29 protein-coding genes are annotated in these 22,274 nt (G+C 66.4%); 14 read left to right on the top strand and 15 right to left on the bottom strand.

Annotated elements, in window-relative coordinates:
* Window positions 1-79 precede the first annotated feature (79 nt).
* Window positions 80-307, top strand: coding sequence for a hypothetical protein (locus tag J2753_RS02130; protein WP_209490012.1), 228 nt, complete (start codon window positions 80-82; stop codon window positions 305-307).
* Between the two features lie 8 nt (window positions 308-315).
* Here the strand turns inward: J2753_RS02130 and J2753_RS02135 are convergent, their stop codons facing one another.
* The 3 genes from J2753_RS02135 to J2753_RS02145 form a co-directional block, all read right to left on the bottom strand.
* Window positions 316-540 (bottom strand): type II toxin-antitoxin system HicA family toxin, encoded by a 225-nt coding sequence (locus J2753_RS02135; protein ID WP_321168770.1) that lies wholly within the window; start codon window positions 538-540, stop codon window positions 316-318.
* 32 nt (window positions 541-572) lie between these two features.
* A complete protein-coding gene (locus J2753_RS02140) occupies window positions 573-851 on the bottom strand; it encodes a type II toxin-antitoxin system HicB family antitoxin (RefSeq protein WP_209490016.1) in 279 nt (92 codons plus the stop codon).
* 61 nt (window positions 852-912) lie between these two features.
* On the bottom strand, window positions 913-1,191 hold the full coding sequence (locus J2753_RS02145) for a MarR family transcriptional regulator (RefSeq protein ID WP_245334411.1): 279 nt from the start codon (window positions 1,189-1,191) through the stop codon (window positions 913-915).
* 393 nt (window positions 1,192-1,584) lie between these two features.
* Here J2753_RS02145 and J2753_RS02150 point away from each other — a divergent pair, with 393 nt between their 5' ends.
* The 9 genes from J2753_RS02150 (at window position 1,585) to J2753_RS02185 (ending at window position 7,206) form a co-directional block, all read left to right on the top strand.
* Window positions 1,585-2,523 carry a hypothetical protein gene (locus J2753_RS02150; RefSeq protein WP_209490019.1) on the top strand — a complete coding sequence of 313 codons (939 nt, stop codon included), beginning with the start codon at window positions 1,585-1,587 and terminating at the stop codon, window positions 2,521-2,523.
* Window positions 2,520-2,654: a hypothetical protein gene (locus J2753_RS14515; protein ID WP_281064171.1), complete on the top strand. Its 135-nt coding sequence runs from the start codon at window positions 2,520-2,522 to the stop codon at window positions 2,652-2,654. The genes J2753_RS02150 and J2753_RS14515 overlap by 4 nt, the downstream gene beginning before the upstream one ends.
* On the top strand, window positions 2,644-2,997 hold the full coding sequence (locus J2753_RS02155) for a hypothetical protein (protein WP_209490021.1): 354 nt from the start codon (window positions 2,644-2,646) through the stop codon (window positions 2,995-2,997). The genes J2753_RS14515 and J2753_RS02155 overlap by 11 nt, the downstream gene beginning before the upstream one ends.
* Window positions 2,987-3,280 (top strand): hypothetical protein, encoded by a 294-nt coding sequence (locus J2753_RS02160; RefSeq protein ID WP_209490023.1) that lies wholly within the window; start codon window positions 2,987-2,989, stop codon window positions 3,278-3,280. The genes J2753_RS02155 and J2753_RS02160 overlap by 11 nt, the downstream gene beginning before the upstream one ends.
* Window positions 3,277-3,546, top strand: a complete 270-nt coding sequence (locus J2753_RS02165) for a hypothetical protein (RefSeq protein ID WP_209490025.1) — start codon at window positions 3,277-3,279, stop codon at window positions 3,544-3,546. The genes J2753_RS02160 and J2753_RS02165 overlap by 4 nt, the downstream gene beginning before the upstream one ends.
* Window positions 3,547-4,581 (top strand): tyrosine-type recombinase/integrase, encoded by a 1,035-nt coding sequence (locus tag J2753_RS02170; RefSeq protein ID WP_245334412.1) that lies wholly within the window; start codon window positions 3,547-3,549, stop codon window positions 4,579-4,581.
* 313 nt (window positions 4,582-4,894) lie between these two features.
* The gene (locus tag J2753_RS02175) at window positions 4,895-5,698 is read left to right on the top strand and encodes a hypothetical protein (RefSeq protein WP_209490026.1); all 804 of its coding nucleotides are present in this window, start codon (window positions 4,895-4,897) and stop codon (window positions 5,696-5,698) included.
* Between the two features lie 152 nt (window positions 5,699-5,850).
* Complete coding sequence (locus J2753_RS14340) at window positions 5,851-6,288, top strand: site-specific integrase (RefSeq protein ID WP_245334413.1); 438 nt, start codon at window positions 5,851-5,853, stop codon at window positions 6,286-6,288.
* Window positions 6,289-6,507: 219 nt separating this feature from the next.
* Entirely contained in the window at window positions 6,508-7,206 is a 699-nt protein-coding gene (locus J2753_RS02185; protein WP_209490028.1) for a hypothetical protein, read from the top strand.
* A 2-nt stretch (window positions 7,207-7,208) separates the two neighbouring features.
* Here the strand turns inward: J2753_RS02185 and J2753_RS02190 are convergent, their stop codons facing one another.
* The 9 genes from J2753_RS02190 to J2753_RS02230 all read right to left on the bottom strand — a co-directional run bounded on the left by J2753_RS02190 (window position 7,209) and on the right by J2753_RS02230 (window position 16,109).
* Complete coding sequence (locus tag J2753_RS02190; protein WP_209490030.1) at window positions 7,209-7,490, bottom strand: hypothetical protein; 282 nt, start codon at window positions 7,488-7,490, stop codon at window positions 7,209-7,211.
* Window positions 7,491-7,704: 214 nt separating this feature from the next.
* Window positions 7,705-7,893, bottom strand: a complete 189-nt coding sequence (locus J2753_RS02195) for a hypothetical protein (protein WP_209490032.1) — start codon at window positions 7,891-7,893, stop codon at window positions 7,705-7,707.
* Between the two features lie 86 nt (window positions 7,894-7,979).
* Window positions 7,980-8,228, bottom strand: a complete 249-nt coding sequence (locus tag J2753_RS02200; protein WP_209490034.1) for a hypothetical protein — start codon at window positions 8,226-8,228, stop codon at window positions 7,980-7,982.
* Window positions 8,229-8,445: 217 nt separating this feature from the next.
* Window positions 8,446-9,189, bottom strand: a complete 744-nt coding sequence (locus J2753_RS02205; RefSeq protein ID WP_209490036.1) for a DUF7289 family protein — start codon at window positions 9,187-9,189, stop codon at window positions 8,446-8,448.
* Between the two features lie 41 nt (window positions 9,190-9,230).
* A complete protein-coding gene (locus J2753_RS02210; protein ID WP_209490037.1) occupies window positions 9,231-9,443 on the bottom strand; it encodes a hypothetical protein in 213 nt (70 codons plus the stop codon).
* 39 nt (window positions 9,444-9,482) lie between these two features.
* On the bottom strand, window positions 9,483-11,276 hold the full coding sequence (locus J2753_RS02215) for a hydantoinase B/oxoprolinase family protein (protein WP_209490040.1): 1,794 nt from the start codon (window positions 11,274-11,276) through the stop codon (window positions 9,483-9,485).
* Window positions 11,273-13,378, bottom strand: a complete 2,106-nt coding sequence (locus J2753_RS02220) for a hydantoinase/oxoprolinase family protein (protein ID WP_321168771.1) — start codon at window positions 13,376-13,378, stop codon at window positions 11,273-11,275. The genes J2753_RS02215 and J2753_RS02220 overlap by 4 nt, the downstream gene beginning before the upstream one ends.
* Window positions 13,379-13,957: 579 nt before the next feature.
* Entirely contained in the window at window positions 13,958-15,265 is a 1,308-nt protein-coding gene (locus J2753_RS02225; RefSeq protein WP_209490042.1) for a ribonuclease catalytic domain-containing protein, read from the bottom strand.
* Window positions 15,266-15,314: 49 nt separating this feature from the next.
* Window positions 15,315-16,109, bottom strand: coding sequence for a hypothetical protein (locus J2753_RS02230; protein WP_209490045.1), 795 nt, complete (start codon window positions 16,107-16,109; stop codon window positions 15,315-15,317).
* Between the two features lie 90 nt (window positions 16,110-16,199).
* On the opposite strand from J2753_RS02230, the gene J2753_RS02235 reads away from it, so the two are divergent.
* Together J2753_RS02235 and J2753_RS02240 are read left to right on the top strand one after the other, a co-directional pair.
* Window positions 16,200-16,679, top strand: a complete 480-nt coding sequence (locus tag J2753_RS02235) for an RNA-binding protein (RefSeq protein WP_209490047.1) — start codon at window positions 16,200-16,202, stop codon at window positions 16,677-16,679.
* 223 nt (window positions 16,680-16,902) lie between these two features.
* Window positions 16,903-17,148 carry a hypothetical protein gene (locus tag J2753_RS02240; protein WP_209490049.1) on the top strand — a complete coding sequence of 82 codons (246 nt, stop codon included), beginning with the start codon at window positions 16,903-16,905 and terminating at the stop codon, window positions 17,146-17,148.
* Here the strand turns inward: J2753_RS02240 and J2753_RS02245 are convergent, their stop codons facing one another.
* From J2753_RS02245 to J2753_RS02255, 3 genes are read right to left on the bottom strand one after another with little or no spacing between them, the layout of a single operon-like run.
* Complete coding sequence (locus tag J2753_RS02245) at window positions 17,149-17,643, bottom strand: cupin domain-containing protein (protein WP_209490051.1); 495 nt, start codon at window positions 17,641-17,643, stop codon at window positions 17,149-17,151.
* A gap of 42 nt (window positions 17,644-17,685) precedes the next feature.
* The gene (locus J2753_RS02250) at window positions 17,686-18,768 is read right to left on the bottom strand and encodes a molybdopterin-dependent oxidoreductase (RefSeq protein ID WP_209490053.1); all 1,083 of its coding nucleotides are present in this window, start codon (window positions 18,766-18,768) and stop codon (window positions 17,686-17,688) included.
* Between the two features lie 40 nt (window positions 18,769-18,808).
* Window positions 18,809-19,963, bottom strand: a complete 1,155-nt coding sequence (locus tag J2753_RS02255; RefSeq protein ID WP_209490055.1) for a pyridoxal phosphate-dependent aminotransferase — start codon at window positions 19,961-19,963, stop codon at window positions 18,809-18,811.
* Between the two features lie 121 nt (window positions 19,964-20,084).
* On the opposite strand from J2753_RS02255, the gene J2753_RS02260 reads away from it, so the two are divergent.
* Both J2753_RS02260 and J2753_RS02265 read left to right on the top strand, forming a co-directional pair.
* A complete protein-coding gene (locus tag J2753_RS02260; protein WP_209490057.1) occupies window positions 20,085-20,957 on the top strand; it encodes a helix-turn-helix transcriptional regulator in 873 nt (290 codons plus the stop codon).
* 111 nt (window positions 20,958-21,068) lie between these two features.
* Entirely contained in the window at window positions 21,069-22,274 is a 1,206-nt protein-coding gene (locus J2753_RS02265) for an ABC transporter substrate-binding protein (RefSeq protein ID WP_209490059.1), read from the top strand.

The following is a 22,274-nucleotide window of genomic DNA, read 5'->3' on the forward strand; positions in this document are numbered from 1 at the left end:
GATAAATGGCGGGAGGGGGGTGTATCGCGATACACCCCCCCTTCGGGCTATTTGGTCCCCACTCCCCTCAGCGTCGGGTATGGCATCGAAGAACTGGGATGTCCAGCGGCTTGGCAGTGGTACCGAGCGCGTCACGGTCGAGATCGCCGACGGCGAGTCCTGCGACTCGCTGATGCGACTGACGAACCCAGACGGCGAGACCGTGATGATCCGCGTCGACGACGGCCTCGGCGAGCCGGTCGGTGACACGGTGCCGGACTGGGCCGACAACGTGGCCGCGCGCCTTGGCGTGGCGGTGACTCGGTGAAAATGGCTTCAGCTGTTCCGGTCGATCCACGCGCAGAACTCGTCGAAGTCCTCGGCGCCAGCCTGCTCAGCGATGCTTCGAAGCGTCCCTTCTCGGATTCGATCCTTCCGCGGGACCGTCACCACGCGCGGGTCGGTGTTGTGGTGCGCGGGCGGGTCACATCGGAGTTTCACGTGGCTCCCGGTTACGTTCTCGATATGGAACGGGCCGACGTTACACAGGACTGTGATCACGTTCTCGCCCGAAAAGTCTCGTGTAACCACCGTTACTCGAAGATCTCCGAGTCTTCGATCGACCCGCTTTCGTTGTTCTCGGGGTCGACGCCGATCTCGCGCAGTTCCTCCTCGGTCGGCTCGTGGCCGATCTCGCCCTTGTACAGCGCGACTGCGTCGTCAAGCATTTCGAGGGCTTCCTCGCGGCTCTCCCCCTGCGAGGCGACGCCAGTCTCCTCGTCGCATGCGACCCAGCCGTCATCTTCAGCGGTGAGCGTGATCGTCTGCTCGGGTTCGGACCGATCCGCCCCGGTTGCGCTGTCCGTGCTCATGGTGCTTTCTCGGGGGCAGAGCGGCAAAAGCGTTCGGTGCCGAGTACAGCCGCGCGTCGGTCTACTCTTCCAACTTCTCCGGATCGACTTCTCCATCGAGGAAGGATCGGGCGTAGTCCGTGAGTTCGTAGAGACCACTTTCGTCCTTCCGCAACAGATCGAGATCCCTCAGTTCGCCAAGTCGCTTGCTCACGTACTGGCGGTCATAATCGATGTTGACCGCGACGACCTTCGGCGATGCGAGGATATCGTGTTCCTCGAAGAACTGGAGGATCTCGTAGTCAACGGGCGAGAACGACGATACTCTCTCCACCATTTCTTCCCGGCTCTCGTCACCCATATGGGAAAAAGAGTCCCTATGCGCCATCAATCTAACTACTTGCGTAGATATTCAGGAACTACGTACGTCGTTAGATATATCAGGGGTACGCATCAATGGGTCTCTGACGGGGCTTCACACGGGCTGGTCATTCAGACCGGCCTCGCAGAAGAGGTAGCACGGTGCTGGCACACCGGCTCGCGTTGGCCCCGGTAACGGAACCACACATGCACGCAAGCAGTAGAAGACACGGCTGGCAGGGGTTTGAAACCCCTGCAGCGGCCGGCCGTCGTGTCCTGACCCACACCAGCGCCCCTCACCCTTCCAAAGACGAGGGCGCTGATGCAAGGGACACGGCCTCGATCGCGCTGCAAGTTCCCCCGGAGAGGGTCACCTCCAGCGATCACGAGACCAATGAGTCCTGAAGATACCCACCGAGAAAGTAGTACCGACGATAACCAGACGACGACCTCGCCGATCAAGGTTCGATGGAGCGGCGACGCGCGCTCGAAGCTCCGCACGCGGAAGCTTCAGGCCCGGCTCGCCGACGGCGCCGAGGGGGCCGAGGCAGCAGCGCGCGCGATGGACCGTCAGAAGACGCAGGTCGTCGCGGAGACCGAGGCGGAGGCAGTCGCGCTCGAGGAGATCGTCTCCCTGATGGCCGAGAGCCAGTACCGATGGACAACCGAGGGCCACCTGAAGGCGTTCCGCCGAGTCCGTGACGAGCTCCACGAGGAGATGGAGGCCCGCGACTGGGGCGAGTACGGCGTCGACGAGGAGAGCGTCGAGACGACGGATGATCTCCTCCCAGAGTGGACCGCAGAGGCAGGCAACTGTTCGGAGTGTGGAAGCGACGATACAGTGGTCGAGCACGAGGACGGGCGCCGCGTCTGTGCGGCGTGCGACGCCAAACTTCAGGACGCGGGCGGTGGTGTTGATCTCCCGACCTGCGAGACCTGCGGCGAGACGTTCCTGTCCGAGACGATCGCCGGCCCCGGCGAGGCTCGCCGATCCTGCGGCTGCGCGTTCGTCCCGGAGTTCGAAGTCCCGGACGATACGGCGGTCGGCATCACGAACGCGGCGATCCGCGCGCTGAATGCGGCCGGGGACGTGGAGACGGCCGCGCAGATCCACGAAGGCACGCGCAAGCGTCTCGTCGCTGACGGTGGCGAGGACATCATCGACGAGACGAAGGCGCTGCTCGAGGTCGCTCCGGACGCCAGCGACGCGGTCGTGAACGCGGCGTTCCAGCAGAAAATGAAGTCGGGGCACCCTGATCAGGGCGGCGACACTGCGCAGTTCGAGCGCGTGAAAGAGGCACGGGACGCGATGCTCGGGGGTGAGTCGGCGTGAGCGACCGTAGTTCTCCAGAGGCTGCTCGCGACACCGACATCCGTAGCCCGCGGCAGGCAGCGCTGGACGGCGTCGTCATCGCGTCGCTCGGTCTCCTCACGGTTCTGGTGGTGATCTACCTTGTCGCGTGAGGAGGCTGCGGCTAAGTCTCGGGAGGAGCATGTTCGTCGGACCCTCCGGCTGTTGAAGGCGTCCCGAACCGAGGACGCCAAATCGGTCCTTCGGTCTTACCTGCGCAAGTTCGCGGCCACAGAGGAGAGCGCTGTCGAACAGTGCGACCTCTGTCCAGCCGAGGCCGATTACCGCGCTGAGGTCGAAGATCTGGAGACTGGTGAAACAATCAGCCGCGGTCTCTGCGAGCGCCACTACACCTCGTTCACAGCTTGGTGGATGTCGATGGGTCCGGTCGAGAACCCAGACGCTCAGGAAGCAGTCGAAGACGCTCTTGCGGAGGTGTCGGACCGTGCCGAGTAACGACGCGGAGTCTACGGTGGCAGTGCAGCGAATCCGGCTTGAGGTGAAGGACACTCGACGCGGGAAACTGCTGGCGTTCGCTGACGAGAACGCCGACGCTGGGTTCCGCGGGATGACCGACGCCGAGAGAAAAGCTCACGATTATATAATGAATCTCGTCGACGAGTTCGACGAGGAAGCGGTCGAGCCGGGCGTCGTCGGCTACGTCACCGTTGATGACGGCGCTGCGGAAGTCGAGTGGTGCAGCGACGAGGCGCGTGCCGCTGCGGGAGGTGCAGCATGACGCGCGATAGAGACACCGCCGAGGTCGATCGTCCAGAGAAGATTCCGGGTGGAACCGGCCGGTTCATCGACTGCCCGAACTGCGGCGGCGACGGCGAGATCGTCGACTGCTGGGACGACATCTGCATTGCGCAGGGTCGTTGCATGCACGAGGGGAACGCCATCTGCCGCGAGTGTCAGGGCGAGGGCCGCGTCTGGATGTGGTTCTCGGAAGTCCTCGAGCAGCATCCCGAGCTGAGAGACGACATCGAGGAGCCTGATCGGTAGATGCCGGAACCGAGTCACGAGCGCCATCGGGACCACTTGGTCTCGATGACGCCAGAGGAGGGGCTCCAGCGGTTCCTCGAGCAGCGCAAGCCCAGTGTGGCGAAGTCGACCTATCAGAACAACCGGACCACGCTCGAGCAGTTCGTCGGGTGGCTCCACGATCAGGAGGTCGACGATCTGAACGACCTTACGGGTCGGATGCTCGCGGACTACGTCCACCACCGGCGTCAGAAGGTGAAGCCGATCTCACTCCAGAAGGAGCTCTCGGCGATCCGGGTGGCCTTGGAATACTGGGCCGACCTCGATGCGGTCGAGCCCGGCCTTCGCGAGCGCGTCCACGCGCCGGAGGTAGTCGACGGTGCCGAGGCCCGGGACGTGAAGGTCGACGACGAGACCGCCGAAGAGATCCTGGACTACCTCGAGCGCTACCACCGCGCGACGCGCGATCACGTCGTGCTCGAACTCTGGTGGCACACGGGGCTCCGCCTCGGTGGTACCCGAGCGCTGGATGTCGACGATCTTCGGCCCGAGGACGAGGCTCTCGCTGTGAAGCATCGTCCTCAGACCGAGACTCCCCTGAAGAACAAGCAGTCGGGAGAGCGCTGGGTCTGGCTCGGCGAGCGTCTGTTCGATCTCGTAGAGGAGTACATCGAGGTGCACCGCATCGACGTGACCGACGAACACGGTCGCGAGCCGCTGTTCACGACTCGGCAGGGCCGAGTCTCGGACTCGACGCTACGGGACATCAGCTACCGCTGGACGCAGCCGTGCCGGTGGTCGGAGTGTCCCCACGACCGCGAGCAGGAGAGTTGCGAGGCCTACGGTGCTCCGAACACGCCGAGCAAGTGCCCGTCGGCGAAGTCGCCGCACGGGTGGCGCCGCGGCTCGATCACCGACCACCTCGCTCGAGGCGTCTCGCCGGAGGTCGTCTCCGAACGCGCGAACGTCTCGCTCGAAGTTCTGTATCGACACTACGACGCCCGCCAGCCGGACGAGAAGATGGCGGTCCGTCGTGAGCACTTGGAGAAGAAGTAAACATGAGAGAATTCGCCAACTCGGTCCACGAATTCGGTCCGTGCAACGCACCGGCGTTGGCGCTTACCCAGCGAGTCCATCGGCTTTTCGCCGGCTTCTCAGGACCGTAGAGCGACGCGTCGCGCGTGCGCCGGATGCACGCCCAGACCGTGCGCGACCTCGTCGAGAAGACCGTCGGCTGGGGACCGAGCGGGCACCAAGAGTTCGACGAGCAGGCGAAGCTGCCGATCGAGGCAGTTTTTGAATGACCCATTTCTAGGGGAGACGGTGGTACGGAGAAAGTGATTTCTCCCCAGGAAAGAGAGGAAATGTCATGTTTGGGTTCATAATGCGGTTTGGACAGGTCAACGCAACTCTTACCGATCTGTTGGAGATGAAATTCATACCTGACGAATCCCAGGATGAGATGGAGCAGTTTCTGCATAATATATCCGGCAATATTCTACAGGCGCACAATAACGGAAATTACGAAGTGAGGGATTACGAGCTACTCCGCCTGCAGATGTTCGCGAAGCACCTACAAGAAGTCGGGGAGACTAGACCGGATTTGCTGGAAGAATTTGCCAGCGAAATGCACGATATTGGTTATAACGAGTATTTTGGAACCCGCTTCGAGATCGACACCTGTGCGTCGTTGGTCAGGAATGAAGTGGATTTTGAGCATCCAGATCCTCCCGACTTCATAATTGAGAGGGTATCTGGAGAGATTGCTATCGAATGCACCACTTCCCATTACTCAGGATCTAGCCAAACGCTGGAGGACAAATACAAGTCCACGATCGATAGCAAATCTGGGAAGTCCTACTACGAAAGCTCTACCGCCCTTTTTGTAGACATCACTAACCTGTACTACCACGGAGTAGACAGACAAGAACCGCTCTCGCGAGAAAAAATAATAGAGTGGACTAGGGAGCGGATAGAGCTATTCGACCTGGACATAGGGAGCGTCCTTCTTTTCAGTTATATTGTCGACAGAGACGATGGGGGAATGCACCACGCATACAACCGCTTTGATACAGATAATGCAGCGGACCCACTGATAGATTTCTTAGACGAGTTCTATCCGAGTGACGATGGTTTTGATGTAGATCGAGCATATCACCCCCACGAAAGCTGAGCAAGCAGGAGAGCGAGGCACTTCCGAGAAGCAGGGGGAGTGAGTCGGAAGGTCAGCGCTCGATCGGGCCCTTGATCGGCCCGAATCACCCCCGTTTCGCGGAAGCTCGGCCGGGATTCTTCCGGAATCGCGCAAAGAGGAAGCCGCACACCATGATGACTGAAGAATACGACGACAAGAACGGGCGGCGCGTGTGGCTCAGCTGCGACGAGGTCGAGGCGCTGCTCGACGTTGCCGGTGACCCACTCCGGAAGGTGGCGTTCCGACTCGGTGCGGAGGTCGGACGACGCTCCCACGAGGTCGTGGACGTTCGACCCGAGGAAGTCGTCGACGGCGGCGAGGCTGGAAAGGTGCTGGTGGTTGCCGAGGCTAAGGGCGAGAAGCTCCGGGAGGTGCCCATCCCCGACGCGCTCGCCGACACCGTGGACGCCGCAGCCAGCTTCGGCGGCGTCAACGACGACGAGGTGCTGGTCGACCGTTCGACTCGCTCGGTCCGAAACTGGGTCGAGGACGCCCGCGAGGAACTGGCAGCGGAGACCAGTGAAGCGCGCTGGGAGTACCTCACGTTCCACGATCTACGACGCACCTAGGCGGGCCAGCTTGCGAACGCCGACGGCGATCAGACCGTCGCGCTGCGGTGGGTCGGCTGGAACGACCTCGACACGTTCCTGAACCACTACCGGGGCGAAGCGATGGAGAAGGCGCAGGCGCGGGAGCGCGGTAAGGTGGAGTGGCTATAGGGAACACCTATAGGATTTAGCTATTGGGAGGGTTTACAACAGTGGAAGACAGAATATACGGTAGAGTCTATGGCAACCACACAGACGACCCAGCGTCAGCAGTTGGCTAAAATGCCAAAAGCTCTGCTGAAAGGGGTTTCTCTCACCCTGCAAGTTCTGTGGGTTCCAGTAATCGCCTATAGCGTTATCACAAGCATTCCCGCAATCTCTACGGTTATCGAGGCGTATCTGAACACGGCCGAGTGGGAGCTATACGCCCTGTGTGCGATCGGGGGGATGCTTCTACTCAACTTTAGTGCCATCCTCGAGAATGATCTTGAGGACGATTCCTCGGAAGAGAGTGCCGACGAGGAAGAAGAGGATAGCAGCGGGAACGATCTAATAGAAGGCGCTCGGATGATCTACGAAGGACTCGGTGCAATAACGTACTTCAGCCTGTACGTGATATTCGCCGTCTTCGCCGGACTGATCGTGGCGACATACGTCTCTCCCGTGTTCGGTCCCGCTGTCGCCGTGCTCTACCCATCGGCTGAGTACACGCTCAGCAATCAGTTGGAGCATCAGGTGACCCCCTCCGCACTCACGATGTACCCCGCCCTCATCCCGGTCATAATCGGAACTGGACTGATTGTGCTCGCGGCTTTCGTTCTCGGGAGTATCATCGGTGTCCCGACGGCGATCGTCAAGGGGCTGGCAGAGCAGGCACCACCGATGCGAACTCGGCTACCGTTTTCGCGAAACGGCCACGGCCGACGACCGATGAAGTAGCGCTATTCGGCCAGCGTTGAGCACCAGAGGGTAGAGTAGAAACGAGCGTAGCCGCCGGCGAAGAAGGCACAAAAAGTCCCAGCGGTTTCTAGGAGTGGCTGGCCGAGGTACCACATACCGAGTACTGCTATGAGACCCAAGAGCGTGCCGGGGAGCGCAATATGCCACTCGTGAACAATTTTTGCAAGCTGGACCTCCTTGGGGGCAGTGTCGTGTTCTTCATCCCACTCCTCACGTATCCACTCCTTGGAGAACCGTGGTGGGGGATTTTCTTCCTCCGACATACTGGAGCCATTCAACTTCATACCTGAAAGGGACACCGCTAGTACTTGCCGAACGGCGATGATGTGCTCGGTGGGTGAACTGAGCGAAAACGGTCGAAGAACACAACCACATCATTCAGCTGTGTACGCGGTAGTGTCCGGAATCATTGGTCAGGTCGTTCCGTCGACGCCGATACATCCCCTACAGGCGTACATTTACCACTGAACCGAGCGATCACCGATCAATGCCGGAGCAAGCCGACACCTCAAGCAGTACTGTCAGGATCGCCTCGGCGAGGGCCTCAGAGCCGTCGGCTAGCACTCGGGGGACAGCGTCGAAATCGTCGACATTCGGGACGAGCTGGGCAAACAGTACACTCCCGAGGACGTCGACCAGTTCGTCGGGTCCTCGCGGCGGATCCACTCGGACCTCCAGGGGGTAGACGAAGACGTTGGCCGGAACTTCACCGAGTTCATCGACGACTGCCGCGACGCCATGCGCTGAATCGCTCAGTCGGTCTCCGCAGTCACGCGATACCGCGCCGACTGTGGCTGGAGCATCGAGACGGCCTGGTCGATGAACGTCGTCAGCCGGGCGGCTACCGTGCGGTCGAGCGAGATGAGGAGCCCCTCCGGGAAGTGGACGATCACCCCGTTCTCGTGGCCCTCCGTCGTCACGTTCGTCCCGCCCAGGGGCGGGTACTCCTCACCGTGTAGGAACGCGTCCGCCTGCCGGGCACGTTCGACAACTTCGGGCATCGAGTCACGCAACCGTCTGGCCGCGACATACCCACGCACGTAGCTACTCTCCCAGCCCCCTCGTTGTAGTAGAACGCGGATCGGTAGGCGTCTCCGGCACGCTCCCGCAGGTACTGATGGACCGATCGGTGGCGGTCGGTGACCGTATCGACAGTATTCGGTCAGGAGATGTATGTATCTATCCCGAAGCGTCACCGGCCGCAAACCCGCCCGAGGTTCAGCCGAACGCCACCGCGATCTCGAAGTGGACGATCTGGACGCGGTCCAGGCCCGTCGTCTCACAGGAGATTCGCTGGCCGTCCTCGCCGTCGGGCCAGGAACAGCTCATCCCCTGTCCTTCGAGGTACGCCGCCCAGCGGTCGGCCGCTGGCGAGGAGAGCGCGATTTCGAGTCGGTCGACGCCGTTGTTGTCGACTTCGACGCTCCGGATCCGGCGCTCGGCGCGGACGAGCACCGTCCGCGAGCCGGCGATGGTGCGGTCCTCGACGGATAGCTGGATCACCGGGATGATCGCCCGCTTCTCCGAGATGACGTAGTTGGGCTCCTGGAGGAGGAGCGATCCGTCGGGCTGGATCCGGGTCACCGCGCCGCCGGCGTAGCGAATCCGGGTGCCGCTAGCCTCGTACACCACCGGGTCGAGGCTGTAGTTCCCCGTCGAGAAGTCGACCGACCCCGACTCGTAGCCAGTGATGTTCAGCAGCGTCGGCGGCCCGGTGCCGATGCTGGCCTCCGCGAGGCGGATCTCCGTCCCGCGGCTTGGCGCGCCGCGGGCCGTGATGTCGGCGATGTTGTCGACGAGCACGTCGAAGGCACGCTCGGCGTTGTTGATTCGCTCGGCATCGCGCGCGTCCTGAAGGCCGCCGTAGCCGATGGTGAAGACGGTTCCGACCGTGAGCAACACCAACGAGAACACGAGCACGAAGCCGACCGTCTCGCTTACGCCCCGGCGGTCGCGGAACACGCTCTATCCTCGGTGAGCGCGGGTATAAGCGTTCGGCCAGCTCACGCGTCGTCCTCGAGCAGGCCGAGATCCTCGACGACGAGCTCCTGAAACGCCGCCGCGAGTTCGGGGTCGACCCGTGCCACGTCATCGCCGTCGTGGACCGCGTCGTTGTGGCGCTCGATCTGGGCCTCGAGATCCGACAGCGGAACACGAGTGGTGGTCTCACACTCGGGGCAGTAGATCGGCACCTGCGGGCCGTCGTCGTCGGTCATACCCGATCCTCGCCAGCCGCAACCATAAGCCCCCGGGTGCTACTCGCCGTCGAGTTCGTCGGGATCGACGCCATATCGCTCCCGGAGCGCCTCGGGGGAGAGCTTCCCCAGCCGCAGGTCCCGCGCCAGCGCCGACGGCGACCGCTCGTCGGGATCGCCATACCCCCCAGCACCGGGCGTCCGGATGCTGACGACACTTCCGGGATCGAGATCGTGGACGGATTTCTGAGGGAGTTTCTCGCCGACGCTGACCCCCGCATCCTCCTCGGCCGCGTAGGCTTGCGCGTCCTCGTAAAGGTACGCAGCCCCCCGCTCGCCCTCGTCGCCGCCCTCCAGCCCGTAGGGCGCGTGCTGCTGACGGTCCGCGAGCAGGCTGAACCGGGCCGTGTGACCCCGGACCTCGATATCCCGCCGGATCCCCAGGCCGCCGCGGAACTCACCGGCGCCGCCGGAGTCGGGCCGCAGCGAGTAGCGCAGCACCCGGAGCGGGTAGGCCGTCTCCAGCACCTCCGCGGGCGTGTTCATCGTGTTGCTCATGTGGACGTGGACGCCGTCCATCCCGTCTTTCCCGGCGCGGCCGCCGAAGCCGCCGCCCTGGGTCTCGTAGAAGGCGTAGGGCTCGCCGCCGGCGTCTGTGTCCTCAGATCCTCGCGGGTCCGTCCCGCCGAAGGTGACGTTGTTCATCGTCCCCTGACACGCCGCGAGCACGCGCTCCGGGGCCTCCGTCGCGAAGGCGCCGAGCACCACGTCAGTCACGCGCTGACTGGTCTCGAGGTTGCCGCCGACGACGGCTGCCGGCGGTTCGGGATTCACCAGACTCCGCTCGGGGGCGTCGATGGTGATCGGCCGGTAGCAGCCGTGGTTCGGCGGGATCTCGGGGTCGGTTACACACCGGACCGCGTAGTACGTCGCCGAGGAGGTGACCGCCAGCACGGCGTTGATCGGCCCCTCGGTCTGGGGGGCCGTGCCCGCGAAGTCGACGCCGACCTCGTCGCCGTCGACGGTGACTTCGACCTCGACGGGCAGGTCCTCGTTCCCGCGGCCGTCGTCGTCGAGCAGGTCCCCGAACTCGTAGGTGCCGTCGGGGAACGCCTCGATCTCGCTGCGCATCCGGCGCTCGGAGTAGTCCTTCACCGCCTCGAAGGCGCTCTCGAGGGTGTCGGCGCCGTACTCGTCGACCATCCCGTGGACCCGCTCGCGGGCCGTCTCGTTGGCGGCCTCCTGGGCGCGGATGTCCCCGCGGCGCTCGTCGGGCGTGCGCACGTTCGAGAGGATCATCTCCAGCACGTTGTCGTTCACCTCGCCGCCCTCGAACAGTTTTACCGGCGGGATCCGCAGGCCCTCCTGGTAGATCTCGGTGGAGTCGGCGGCGACGCTCCCCGCCGTGGAGCCGCCGATGTCGGCGTGGTGGGCGCGGTTGGCCGCGTAGGCCACGAGTCGCGGCTCTTGGTCCTCGCTCTCCAGCGTCTCGGGGTCGTACACCGGCGAGACGAGGGTCAGGTCCGGGAGGTGTGCGCCGCCCCGGAACGGGTCGTTGAGGAGGACCGCGTCACCCGGGTTCAGGTCACCCTCGAAAGCGTCGACGGCCGCCCGGACCGAGAACGGCATCGCGCCGAGGTGGACCGGCATGTTCTCGGCCTGACTCACCATCTCGCCGCGGGCGTCGAACAGCGCACACGAGCAGTCCCGGCGCTCCTTGATGTTGGGCGAGTAGCCCGTCCGGACGAGGTTGGCGTTCATCTCCTCGGCGACCGCAACACAGCCGTTCCGGACGACTTCGAGCGTGACGGGGTCGACCTCGGCGTCGTCGCCGGCCGCGGAATCCGCGCTCATCGCTCCACCCCCGTATCCACGACCAGCGTGCCGTCGGGGTCCACCTCGGCGGACTGCCCGGGGCGCAGGACGACGGTACTCTCCGGCCCTTCGACGACCGCGGGCCCGTCGATGTCGCCGCCGGCCGGGAGCAGATCCCGGTCGTAGATCGGCGCGTCGTACGCCTGGTCGTCGAACCGGACCTCCCGGTGCTCGGCGATAGCATCGGCGACGGTTCCTTCAGGGCTGACCGCAGCCGTCGACGGCGAATCGACGACGCCGCGGGCGTGCAGGCGCAGCGTGACCAGTTCGACCGGCTCCTCGGGGTCGGCGTGGCCGTAGCGGGACTCGTGGCGCTCGTGGAACCGCGCCTCGATGCGGTCGAGCGCGTCGGCGTCGATTTCGCCGTCGGGCACCGGGACCGACACGTCGAACGACTGGCCCGCGTAGCGCAGGTCGGCGACGCGCTCGAACTCCCGGCGCTCGGGGGCGATTCCTTCCCCGGCGAGTTCGTCGTCGCCCTCCGCGCGGAGTTCGGCGAACGCGCCGGCGACCGTCGCGGCGTCGACGGCGCCCCAGGGTCGGACCATCGACTGGCTGTAGTCGTAGCCCACGTCGCTGATCAGGAGGCCGAGCGCGGAGAGCGCGCCCGCCGTTCTGGGCACGAGTACGGTCGGCACGTCGAGTTCGGCCGCGAGCGTGGGCGCGTGGAGCGGCCCGGCGCCGCCAAAGGCGACCAGCGCGAACTCCCGGGGATCGTGGCCGCGCTCGACCGAGACCACCCGGAGCGCGCGGGCCATGTTGGCGTTCGCAACGTCGAGCACGCCCTGTGCGGTCTCCTCGGGGCTCATCCCCACCTCGTTTCCAAGTTCCTCGAAGCCGGCGCGCACGTCGTCGACGCCCACGTCGCGGTCCTCGGGCAGGAACCCCTCGGGGTCGATCCGCCCGAGCAGGAGGTGCGCGTCGGTCGTCGTCGGTCGCTCACCGCCGCGGCCGTAGCAGATCGGGCCGGGATCCGCGCCCGCCGAGCGCGGCCCCACGCGGAGCGCGCCGCCGGTGTCGACCCACGCGACCGACCCGCCGCCGGAGCCGACAGTGTGCACGTCGATCATCGGCACGCCGACGGTGTAGTCGCCGATAGCCACATCGGTGGAGACGACCGGCTCGCCGTCCTGCACGAGCGAGACGTCACAGGAGGTGCCGCCCATGTCCATCGTGATCAGGTCCTCGTAGCCCGCGCGGGCGGCGACGTGGGTCGCGCCCTGCACGCCCCCGGCGGGGCCCGAGAGCAGCGTGTTCACCGGTCGGCTCCGCGCGGCGTCGGCGTCGATCAGGCCGCCGTTGGACTGCATCAGCTTCACGGCGGCGTCGACGCCGCGCTCGCGCACCTCGCGCTCGAGGTTGCCGACGTAGCTCGCCATCACGGGTTTCAGCGCGGCGTTGAGGGTGGTGGTGACGCTGCGCTCGTACTCCCGGATCTCGGGGAGGACGGCGCTCGACTGCGAGACCGACACGTCCGGTAGCTCCTCGCGCAGGATTTCGGTCACGCGGCGCTCGTGGGCGGGGTTCTCGAAGGCGAAGAGCAAACAGACCGCGACCGCCAAGACCCCGGTGTCGTCGGACTGCGTCCGACTGCCAGACGAGCTTTGCTCGTCGATGTCGTCGATGGCGGCGGCGACCTCCCGGACGGCGTCCTCGTCGAGTTCGCGCAGGACGTTCCCGCGCTCGTCGAGGCGTTCGGGGACGGTGAATCGGCGGTCCCGCGGGACCACGGGTTCGGCCTTCTCGGCGTCGAAGTCGTAGATGTCCGGGCGGTCCTGTCGGCCGATTTCGAGGGCGTCGCGGAACCCTTCGGTCGTGACGAGGGCGGTATCGACCCACGTGCCCTCCAGCACTGCGTTGGTCGCAACGGTGGTGCCGTGGCTGAAGAAGTCCACGTCCGCGGGCGCGTAGCCCGCGGCGTCCTCGCTGGCGTCGAGGCCGTTGAGGACCCCCTGCTCGGGGTTCTCGGGTGTGGAGGGCGTCTTGGTGACGGTGATTTCGCCGTTCTTGACGGCGACCACGTCGGTGAACGTGCCGCCGATGTCGACGCCGACACGGGTCTCTTGGGGCTGTTCGCTCACAGTAGGAGACCTCCGAGGCTCGTGTGGTTCGCGCGACTGCACGGGGTAGGCTGCATTACTCGCAGGGTATGGTTCGCGGTACGTGGGTGTTTCCCCTTGGCGTGGATTCTCTGTTGGTGGCTCGTTTGTCAACTGAAGCGGCACCCGCAACGGCAACAGCATCTCGTTCGTTGGCAACTGAGAGACCGCCGGGCGCCGGACCCAAAGTCCGGCGCAGCCCCGGATCCCCACCCCTCCCCCCGCGCTCGCGGCTGTCGCTAGCGCGAGGCGTCCACCGCGACTGCGGCCGGTGGTGGCGCGCGACGTGAGCGCCTCCGTGCGCGAACGAGCGTGCGAGGGACGAGCGACTGTATGTTCTCGTGAGCGAAGCGAACGAGAGCACAGCAGAGCTTGCTCTGCCGGAGGGAGCGGGTCGGCTGGGGAGGCCGTGGACGCGGTGCTGAGCGGTGCGGTCACAAGTGGCCCTGGGAACTCCGCGGTGCCGTTCGCGGTCGCGGTACTCCTTCAGGAATCAACTCCCTTCACGACCACTATCGCTACCCAGCCAACTGCTACAGCAAAAACGAAATAGCGCCAGACTTAGACGACGTGGTCCGCTTCCTCGGCCTCCACGACCTCGTAGCCACGATTGTTCACCGCGTGCGGATCCAGCCCCTGCTCCTGCATGAACTGCTTGTAGAGCCGTTCCGCCGTTTCCCCGTCCTTCTGCTTGTCCGAGGCCCGGTCACACAGCTCCAGCAGATCCTCCGGCACGTCGTTGGTGTGGACGATCCAGTGGTTGATCAGGTCCGACAGCCGCCGGATGGGCGAGGTGAAGTGGCCGTAGATGTCGAAGTTGAGCGCGTGGTGCCCGCCGAACGGGTCGTTCATGTACTTCGCCCGGGGCATCACCTTCAGCACGGCGCGCTGGATCTTGTCCAGCGAGCGGCCGGGCGACTCCTCCAGCGCGGCGTTGACCGCCTTCCGCGGGTCGTCCCCGAACGCCTCGCCCGGGATGGAGACGCCGTCGAGGTCCTGAATCTCCTTCAGCGCCTCGTTCCACTGATCCGGGGTGGGCTGGGGGTGGACCCGATACATCGCCTCGACGCCCCGGTCCCACATCAGCGTGTGCGTGACGGCCTTGTTGGCCTTCAGCATCGACTCCTCGATCAGCGTGTGCGCTCGGTCCCGCCGGGGGTTGAGGACGAGTGAGCCGTCCGCCTTGCGCTGCTCGTGCATCCGGTCCGCGAGGTCGAAGGCGAGTTTGTTCTCCTCGTGCAGTGGCGCGTCCTCGTCGTCAAGGCGGTGCTCACACTGCGTGTAGGTCAGGCGCTCGTCGGAGTTGATCACCGACTTGTAGATCTCGATGTTCTCGAAGGAGAGGTTCTCCCGGTCGAGATGCATCTCGACGGTGTGGGCCAGTCGGTCCTCGTTGGGGACGAGCGAGCAGACCGTCTCCGCGAGCGCGGGCGGGAGCATGTGGGTCGTGTAGCCCGGCAGGTACACCGTGTTACAGCGCTCGACGGCCTCCTCCCACATCAGCGAGTCCGGGTGGACGTAGTGGCTCACGTCCGCGATGTGGACGTAGAGCACGTACTCGTCGGGGTGTTCCTCGACGGAGATGGCGTCGTCGAAGTCCTGGGCGTCGGCGGGGTCGGTGGTCCACGCCGTCATGTCCCGGAGGTCCTGGCGCTTGTCGAGTTCGTCCTGAATCTCCTGCTCGACGTTCTCGATACGTCGTTCGGCCTCCCGCATCACCGCGGGCGGGAACTCGTCGCGGAGTTCGAACTCCTCGAACAGTTCGTCGCGCTTCTCGGCGAGGCGCTCGTCGAGGGGTTCAGAGAGCAGCACGGGGCCCTGCCCCTCGGCCGTGCCGGCCGCCGCCTGGGCGTCGTCAGATTCGCTCATGGTCCCCGTTGGCGGAGCCGGCAGGTAGGCGTTTCGGGGCGCCGGCCGTTCAGAAGAGTCCGAACGCGCCGGCGTACACCCCCACGCCGACGGCGCACAATGCAAGCGAGAACATCGTCGCGAACGGCCCGCCGACCAGCAGCCGCCGAGCAACTGTGCGCCGGTCCGCGTCGGCCAGCAGGAACGAGCGCCCGCCGTCGATGACCGCCTGCACGGCGCCGACGGCGCCGCGAGCGTCCCGGGCCGCTCCGCAGACTACTACCTCGTCGCCGACTTCGAGCCGGCGCTCGACGTACTGCCGGTCGTCGCCGACGCCCCAGTCGATTGGCCCCAGACTCACTGACAGTTCCTCGTCGTCGATGTCGTCGTTGGCGTCGATGTAGTGCCGGATTCGCTCCGGCGGGGGGTCCCCGCCGTCGACCTGTATCGTCGTGTCCGGGTCGAGTCGGAACGTCGCGCCGGCTGGCTCGACCCGTACCTGGCCGGTGCCGTCATCGAGCAGGAAGGGGTTCGCGACGGCCCCGCCGTCGATGGGTTCGAACTGTGTCACGCTCCCGAACGGGAAGCCGAGCAGCCACCAGCCGCGAGTCCGGCGCGCCTCCAGCACTTGGTAGGCCAGCGCGACCGCCGACCGCCCGGTGAAAGGTGCTTCGACGGTCCCGCCGTCCGGCGCCTCGGCGACGGTGCCGGCGAAGCAGGCGCGGTCGGGCCGGTCACCGAGCAGGGCCGAAACCGGCCGGTCGGGCGTCCGAAGCAGACGAAGCCCCGTCAGCGGCGCCGGGGCAGCGAGCAGCCAGACGAGGATGCCGGCGAGGAGGAAGGCGGCGGGCCAGAGCGGGGGCATGGGACTGAACGTCGGCGCCCGCGGGCAAAAGCAGTTCGGCGCCGACGCCGGAGCGGGCGATTTATGCCCCGAGACGGCCCACGAGGAGGTATGAAGATCAGCTCCCGCCACCATCTCCGCAGCGACGCCGTGGCCGAGATCGAGGACGCGCTCAGCGAAGGGCTGGGTGTCGAACTGGACGCCGACACGTACGAACTGGTCGAACTCGAGGACTCCACGTTCGACGTGGTACTGGTCGACGGCGAGCCTGACGTGCTCTACTACGAGGGCGAGCCGTTCCTCTCGGTCCGCGGGGCCAACAGCCACGCGCCCGAGGAGGGCGTCGTCACCGTCGACGCCGGCGCCGTTTCCTTCGTCAGCGGCGGCGCGGACGTGATGCGCCCGGGGATCACCGAGACCGACGACGACATCGAGGCGGACGACCTGGTCGTCATCGTCGAGGAGAGCCACGGCAAGGCGCTCGCGGTCGGCCGCGCGCTCGTCGACGGCGACGAGATGCTGGGCGACAGCGGGAAAGTGATCGAGTCGCTGCACCACGTCGGCGACGACGTCTACGAGTTCTCGGTCTGAGGCGACGTTTGCAGCGCGTGAAACTCCGCGTGCGACTGAAACCGAGCGACGGCGAACATTCGCTGCCCAGACCGCTCGCGTGGGGGCAGTCACGCACGGTCTCTGGGTGCCGGAAGCACGTCGTCGCGCTGTGGGACGCGGCGACGGGAGGGCTCAGCCCTCCGTGGGATCTCTTCGACTGCGGAACACAGTACCTTTGAGCGGCCACCCCCTCGATTGAGCCATGAGCGACCGTTCCGGCGCCGACGACACCGCGCGGAGCTACCGGCTGGATCGGCTGGCCGGCTTCTCGGTGATCGGCGCGTTCGTCCTCTCGCTCGCGCTGCTGGTCGTCGGCGAGCCACTGTTCTGGGTCCCCTTCGCCCTCGGCCTCGGCATCGGCCTCCCCGGGTTCGCCATCCTCGCCGACCGCGAGCGCGAGCACGAACGCGAGAGCGGGCCGGCGACGGCCGACGAGCAGTCCGAGTAGTCAGGGCACCTCGCCGTCCATCGACCCGCGGTACCAGCGGCCCGTCTCGGTCCCACACCGCTTGCAGCGCGCGACGACGGCCTCCTCGTCCTCAGCGCCCTCGAGTTCCTGATCGGTCTTCTCGCCACAGTTCGGACAGTGCCGGAGTTTCACCTGTGTCCCGTACTCCAGCGGCGCCCCCAGCGCGAGCGCGACGACGCGCTCGTCGCCGTGGTTCCAGCCGCGCTGGAGTTCCTCGCGCCCGAACCGGATCGCCTCCCCGGCACCCACCTCGACGGGACCGTCTTCGGTGTCGAACGTCGCGGTCCCCTCGATGACGTAGAACACCTCCTCTTGGACCTCGTGGCTGTGGTAGGCGAAGCCGAAGGAGTCGCCCGGTTCGAGTTCGTAGTAGTTGATCGCCATGTCGGTCAGCCCCAGCGGGTCGGTGAGGTGGCGCATCACCGTCGCCGGCTGGACGCTGTCTTCCAAGTCGTCGACGCTGACTCGCTCCATGGTCGGGCGCCGGGCCGCGAACGGAAAAACCCGCGCCGTCGCTCAGTCGAAGCCGCTGACGAGCGTGACGAGCCACTGCGCCGGGTCCGGATCGCGCCGGATCTCCACCCGTTCGACCCACTTCACCCACTGGAACCCGCGCCTCCCGGGCGCGACCAGCCGCGCGGGGGCGCCGTGCCCGTGTGCGAGGCGTGAGCCGCCCGTTCCCGTCGCGAGCAGCGCGTCCCGGGCCTCCGCAATCGGGAGGCTCCAGCGATAGCCCGTGACGCTGACGAACCGGACCCAGCGAGCCGCCTCGTCCTCGGCGTCGACGCCCGCCGCGTCGAGCAGGTCGCCGACGCGGACCCCCTCCCAATCCTGTATCGTGTACCAGCCGCTGGTGCAGTCGAGCGTCGCTCGGCGCTCCATGTCGGCGACACCGACGAGGTCGCCGTAGTCCATTTCCTCCCCCGTGCCGTCGAGGCCGGCGACGGTGACCGTCCACTCGCGCCGGTCGATGGGATCGGGGTCGTCGGCGACCCACGAGGTGACCGGGAAGGACCCGCCCTCAGTTTCCGTGTCGTAGAGCTCCCCAGTCGGCTTCGAGCCCGTATTCCGAATCGTCGCCCCGCGAAGCCCAGCGACAGCCTCGCTCACGCGCCACGCGAGCGTGCCCGCGACCAGCAGGCCGCCGATGCGGAGCGCGCTCCGCCGCGAGGCGTCAGTCCGGTCGGGAAGCGTGAGTCGGGCGCGGAGATGGAACAGGAGAACCGGGATCGTGAGCAGCCCCAGTCCGACGTGGGCGGCCAGCGTCGTCCACGGGCCGAGTGGGACGTTCCCGCCGAGCCCCCAGAACACCCCGGAGCCGAGCGTGGCGACGGCGACGGCGCCCAGCAGGACCGATATCGGCGTCGCGCGGTCCCACTGCCGGCCGTCGAGCACGCGCCGGGCGACCCGGGCGAACTTGAACACGAGCAGGCCCGCGAGCGCGAAGCCGAGCAGGCCGTGCAGGTCGACCAACAGCGCCGGCGGGAGCCAGCCAGTCCACGCGAGCAGCCCCGTGGCGACGGCGCTCGCGACGACGGCGAGGATGGCCCAGTCCACCGCCCGCGGCGGCGGGGCGAGTCGGAGTAGCCGGGCGCGCATGGGCGCTACTGGGCCGGGAGCGCCAAGAAGCCGTCGCGGGTCAGGCCTCCCGAACCGCCGCCTCGATGCCGTCCAGCCCCTTCTCCAACTGCTCTAGCGAGTTCGCGAAGGAGAGCCGAAGCTTCCCCTTCCCGGCGTCGCCGAAGCCGTCGCCGGGTGCGAGCACCACGTCGCGCTCCCGGAGCAGCCGCTTGGCGATGTCGAGGCTGCTGCCCGGCAGATCCACGTCGAGGAACGCGTAGAACGCGCCGTCGGGCGTCGGCGCCGAGACGCCGTCCATGTCGGCCACGCGGTCGGCGACGTACTCGCGGCGCTCGGCGAAGGCGTTGTACATCTCCTCGACTGGCTCCTGTGGCCCCTCCATCGCGGCGATAGCGGCGTGCTGGGCGACGGTGCCGGCACAGGCGGTCGTGCTCTCGTGGATTTTGGTTACCTCGTCGACGATCTCCGTGGGGCCGCCGAGCCAGCCGACCCGCCAGCCGGTCATCGCGTACGCCTTCGAGCAGGAGCCGATGGTGAGCACGTGGTCCGGGTGGCCCGTGAGCGCCGCGAGGCCGACCGGGTCGCGGTCGTAGGTCAGCCCCAGATACACCTCGTCGGCGAGCACGTAGGCGTCGTGTTCGGCGGCGGCGTCGACGACGGCCTGCATCGGTTCGGGGTCGAACACCTGCCCCGTGGGGTTCGAGGGCGAGCAGAGCACCACCGCGTCGGTGTCGTCGCCGATGGCGTCGATCACGCGCTCGGCGTCCAGCGCGTAGCCCGTCTCCTCGGGCATCGCCACCTCGACGGGGACGCCGCCGGCGAGACGGGTCTGGGTCCAGTAGTTGGGCCAGGCTGGCGAAGGGATCACCACCTCGCCACCGTCCTCGACGGTCGCGAGCATCGCCAGATGGAGCGCCTCCATCCCGCCGTTGGTGACGGTGAGTTGACCCGGATCGTACTCGACGGCGAACTCCCGGTGGAGCGTGTCGGCGATTGCCGCCCGGAGTTCGAGCATCCCGGCGTTGCTGGTGTAGTGGGTCTCGCCCGCGCGGGCGGCGTCGACGGCGGCCTCGACGATGTGGTCGGGTGAGTCGAAATCCGGTTCGCCGACCTCCAGACGCACGAGGTCGCGGTCGGCGGCCTCCGCGAGGTCGAACATGACCCGGATCTTCGAGGGGTCGCAGGCGCGAACGCGCTCCGTGGGCGTGGGCATACGGGCCAGTTGGCTCGGACCCTAAAGGCAGTTCCCCCGACCGCTCCCGACAGCCCCGGATCTGATCAGATCGGCGAGGAGTAGAAACTGATTTAGGGGAACCTAAACAGGTTCGTAGTAGATGACGGTGACAGGCACCGCGGCGGACGACCGGCCCGACACGGCGCTCGAGAGCGACGCCGTCGAGTCGGTGGCGTTTCTCGCCCGGTCGGAGCATCGGCTCCGCGTGCTCGCACTGCTGAACGGAGGCCCCCGCGGCCGGCAGGAGCTACGCGACGAGACCGATGCGAGTCGGGTGACGCTGAGCCGGATCCTCGGCGATCTGGAGGACCGAGAGCTCATCGACCACCGGCCGTCGACGGGCGCGTACGCGCTGACCGGGTTCGGCGACCTCGTCTATCAGGACTTCAGCCGGCTGCTCGGCACCGTCTCCGTCGGGCAAACGTACCCGGACGTGGTGACGCGGCTGCCGACGGAGTGGTTCGACTTCGAACTCCGCTGTCTCAGCGAGAGCGAACTCGTCGCCGAGGGAAGCGCCGACCCCCTCGCTGGCGCGCGCGTCGTCGCCAACGCCGTGCAGGACGCCACGGAGTGTCGCTCGCTGCTCGGGACGTTCATCTCGCTGCCGATGTACTCCTTCGAGGAGGCGCTCCGGGCCGGCGACTACCCGACGGGCGCGGTCGTTTTCGACAGCGACGTAACCGAGACGATGGTCGGGGACCCGGATCTCCGCGAGCGCTGGCAGAGCATCGAGGCCCGACTCGACGCGACGGCGTACTACAGCGTCGACGAGCGTGTCCCATGCAGCATCGACCTCATCGACGGGGAGACGGTGTTTCTCACCGTCGACCGCGCGGACGAGCGCGGGTTCGACATTCTGCGGTGTACCCACCCGGACGTCGTCGCGTGGGCCGAGAAAACCGTCGACGCCTACCGGGCGAAGGCGACGCCGCTTGCGGATCACGTCGCCGATCACGTCGACGACTACGACTGAGCCAGCCCGCGCTGTTCACGGGCTGTTCGGCGTACACGCCGTGAACATCGAACACGGCCCACCACACTGAAAGCCGCGAAGCACTAAGTTGGTTTAGGCCGGCCTAAAAACATGGCGCGAAGACGCGACCTACTCGCTGGAACTGCAGGATTGCTCGCTACCCTCGCCGGCTGTGCCGGAGGCTCCGGCACCGAGACAGCCCCGGAGACAACGGCAACGGACACTGAATCTGGGTCCACGCCGCAGGGCGAATCGACGCCGACGGCGACGGAGAGCCCGACGCCGTACTCCGTCGAGATCGCTCCCCACGGGGAGTTCACCTTCGACGAGGTTCCCGAGACGTACTCGGTCATCCCCAGCGTCTATCTGGATATCGGGATGGCGCTCGGGATCCAGCCGACGGCGGCGACGGACATGGCGCGGGCGCCGCGGAAGATGTACGACATCCTCCCGGACGTGAGCTTCGACGAGGACGGGATCATGGCGCTTGCCTCCGGTTCCGAGTCCGGCTACGACAAGGAGAACTTCTACGCCGCCGACCCCGACGTGAACCTCATCGATCCCCGGGATCTCGGACGGTTCACCGACTGGGACGACAGCGACATCCAGGAGATCGAGGACGCGACCGGCCCGTTCGTCGCGTCGGGGGTCCGGTTCGGCCCCACCCACCCGTACGGGAACGAGCAGGACACCTACTACGAACTCTACGACGTCTTCGAGAAGATGGCGACGGTGTTCCAGCGCCAGGAGCGCTACCGGCAGTGGGTGTCGCTGCACGAGGAGTTCATGGCGACCATCGAGGCCGACCTGCCGCCCGAGGACGAGCGCCCCTCGGTCATCGCGCTGTGGCGCGGGGTCGACCCGACGGCCGCGCAGTTCTACCCCTCGCCCATCCACCAGTACCACAACCAGACGCTCCCGCTCTCCCGACTCGGCCTCGAGGACGGGTTCGACGCCGAGATCCCCGGCGGGGGCACCATCGGCTACGAGGAACTGCTCGAACACGACCCCGACTACATCGCCGTCGTCGGCTCGCTGACCTCCGACACGCACGAGGAGTTCGTCTCCAACATCGTCGAACCGTTCGAGAACGACGCGAACGGGCAAGAGCTCACCGCCGTGCAGGAGGGGAACGTCATCCGCTCGGGCGGGCAGTATATGGGCCCCATCGTCGACCTCTTTGCCACCGAGGCGGTCGCCAAGCAGGTCTGGCCCGACCGGTTCGGCGAATGGCCCGGCCCCGTCCGTGATGTCGCCGAGGACGGACAGCTGTTCGACCGGCAGGCGGTCAGCGACATCATCAACGGGAACGCGTAG

This window comes from Halolamina salifodinae, from assembly GCF_017874235.1.
GTDB classification, from domain to species: Archaea; Halobacteriota; Halobacteria; order Halobacteriales; family Haloferacaceae; genus Halolamina; species Halolamina salifodinae.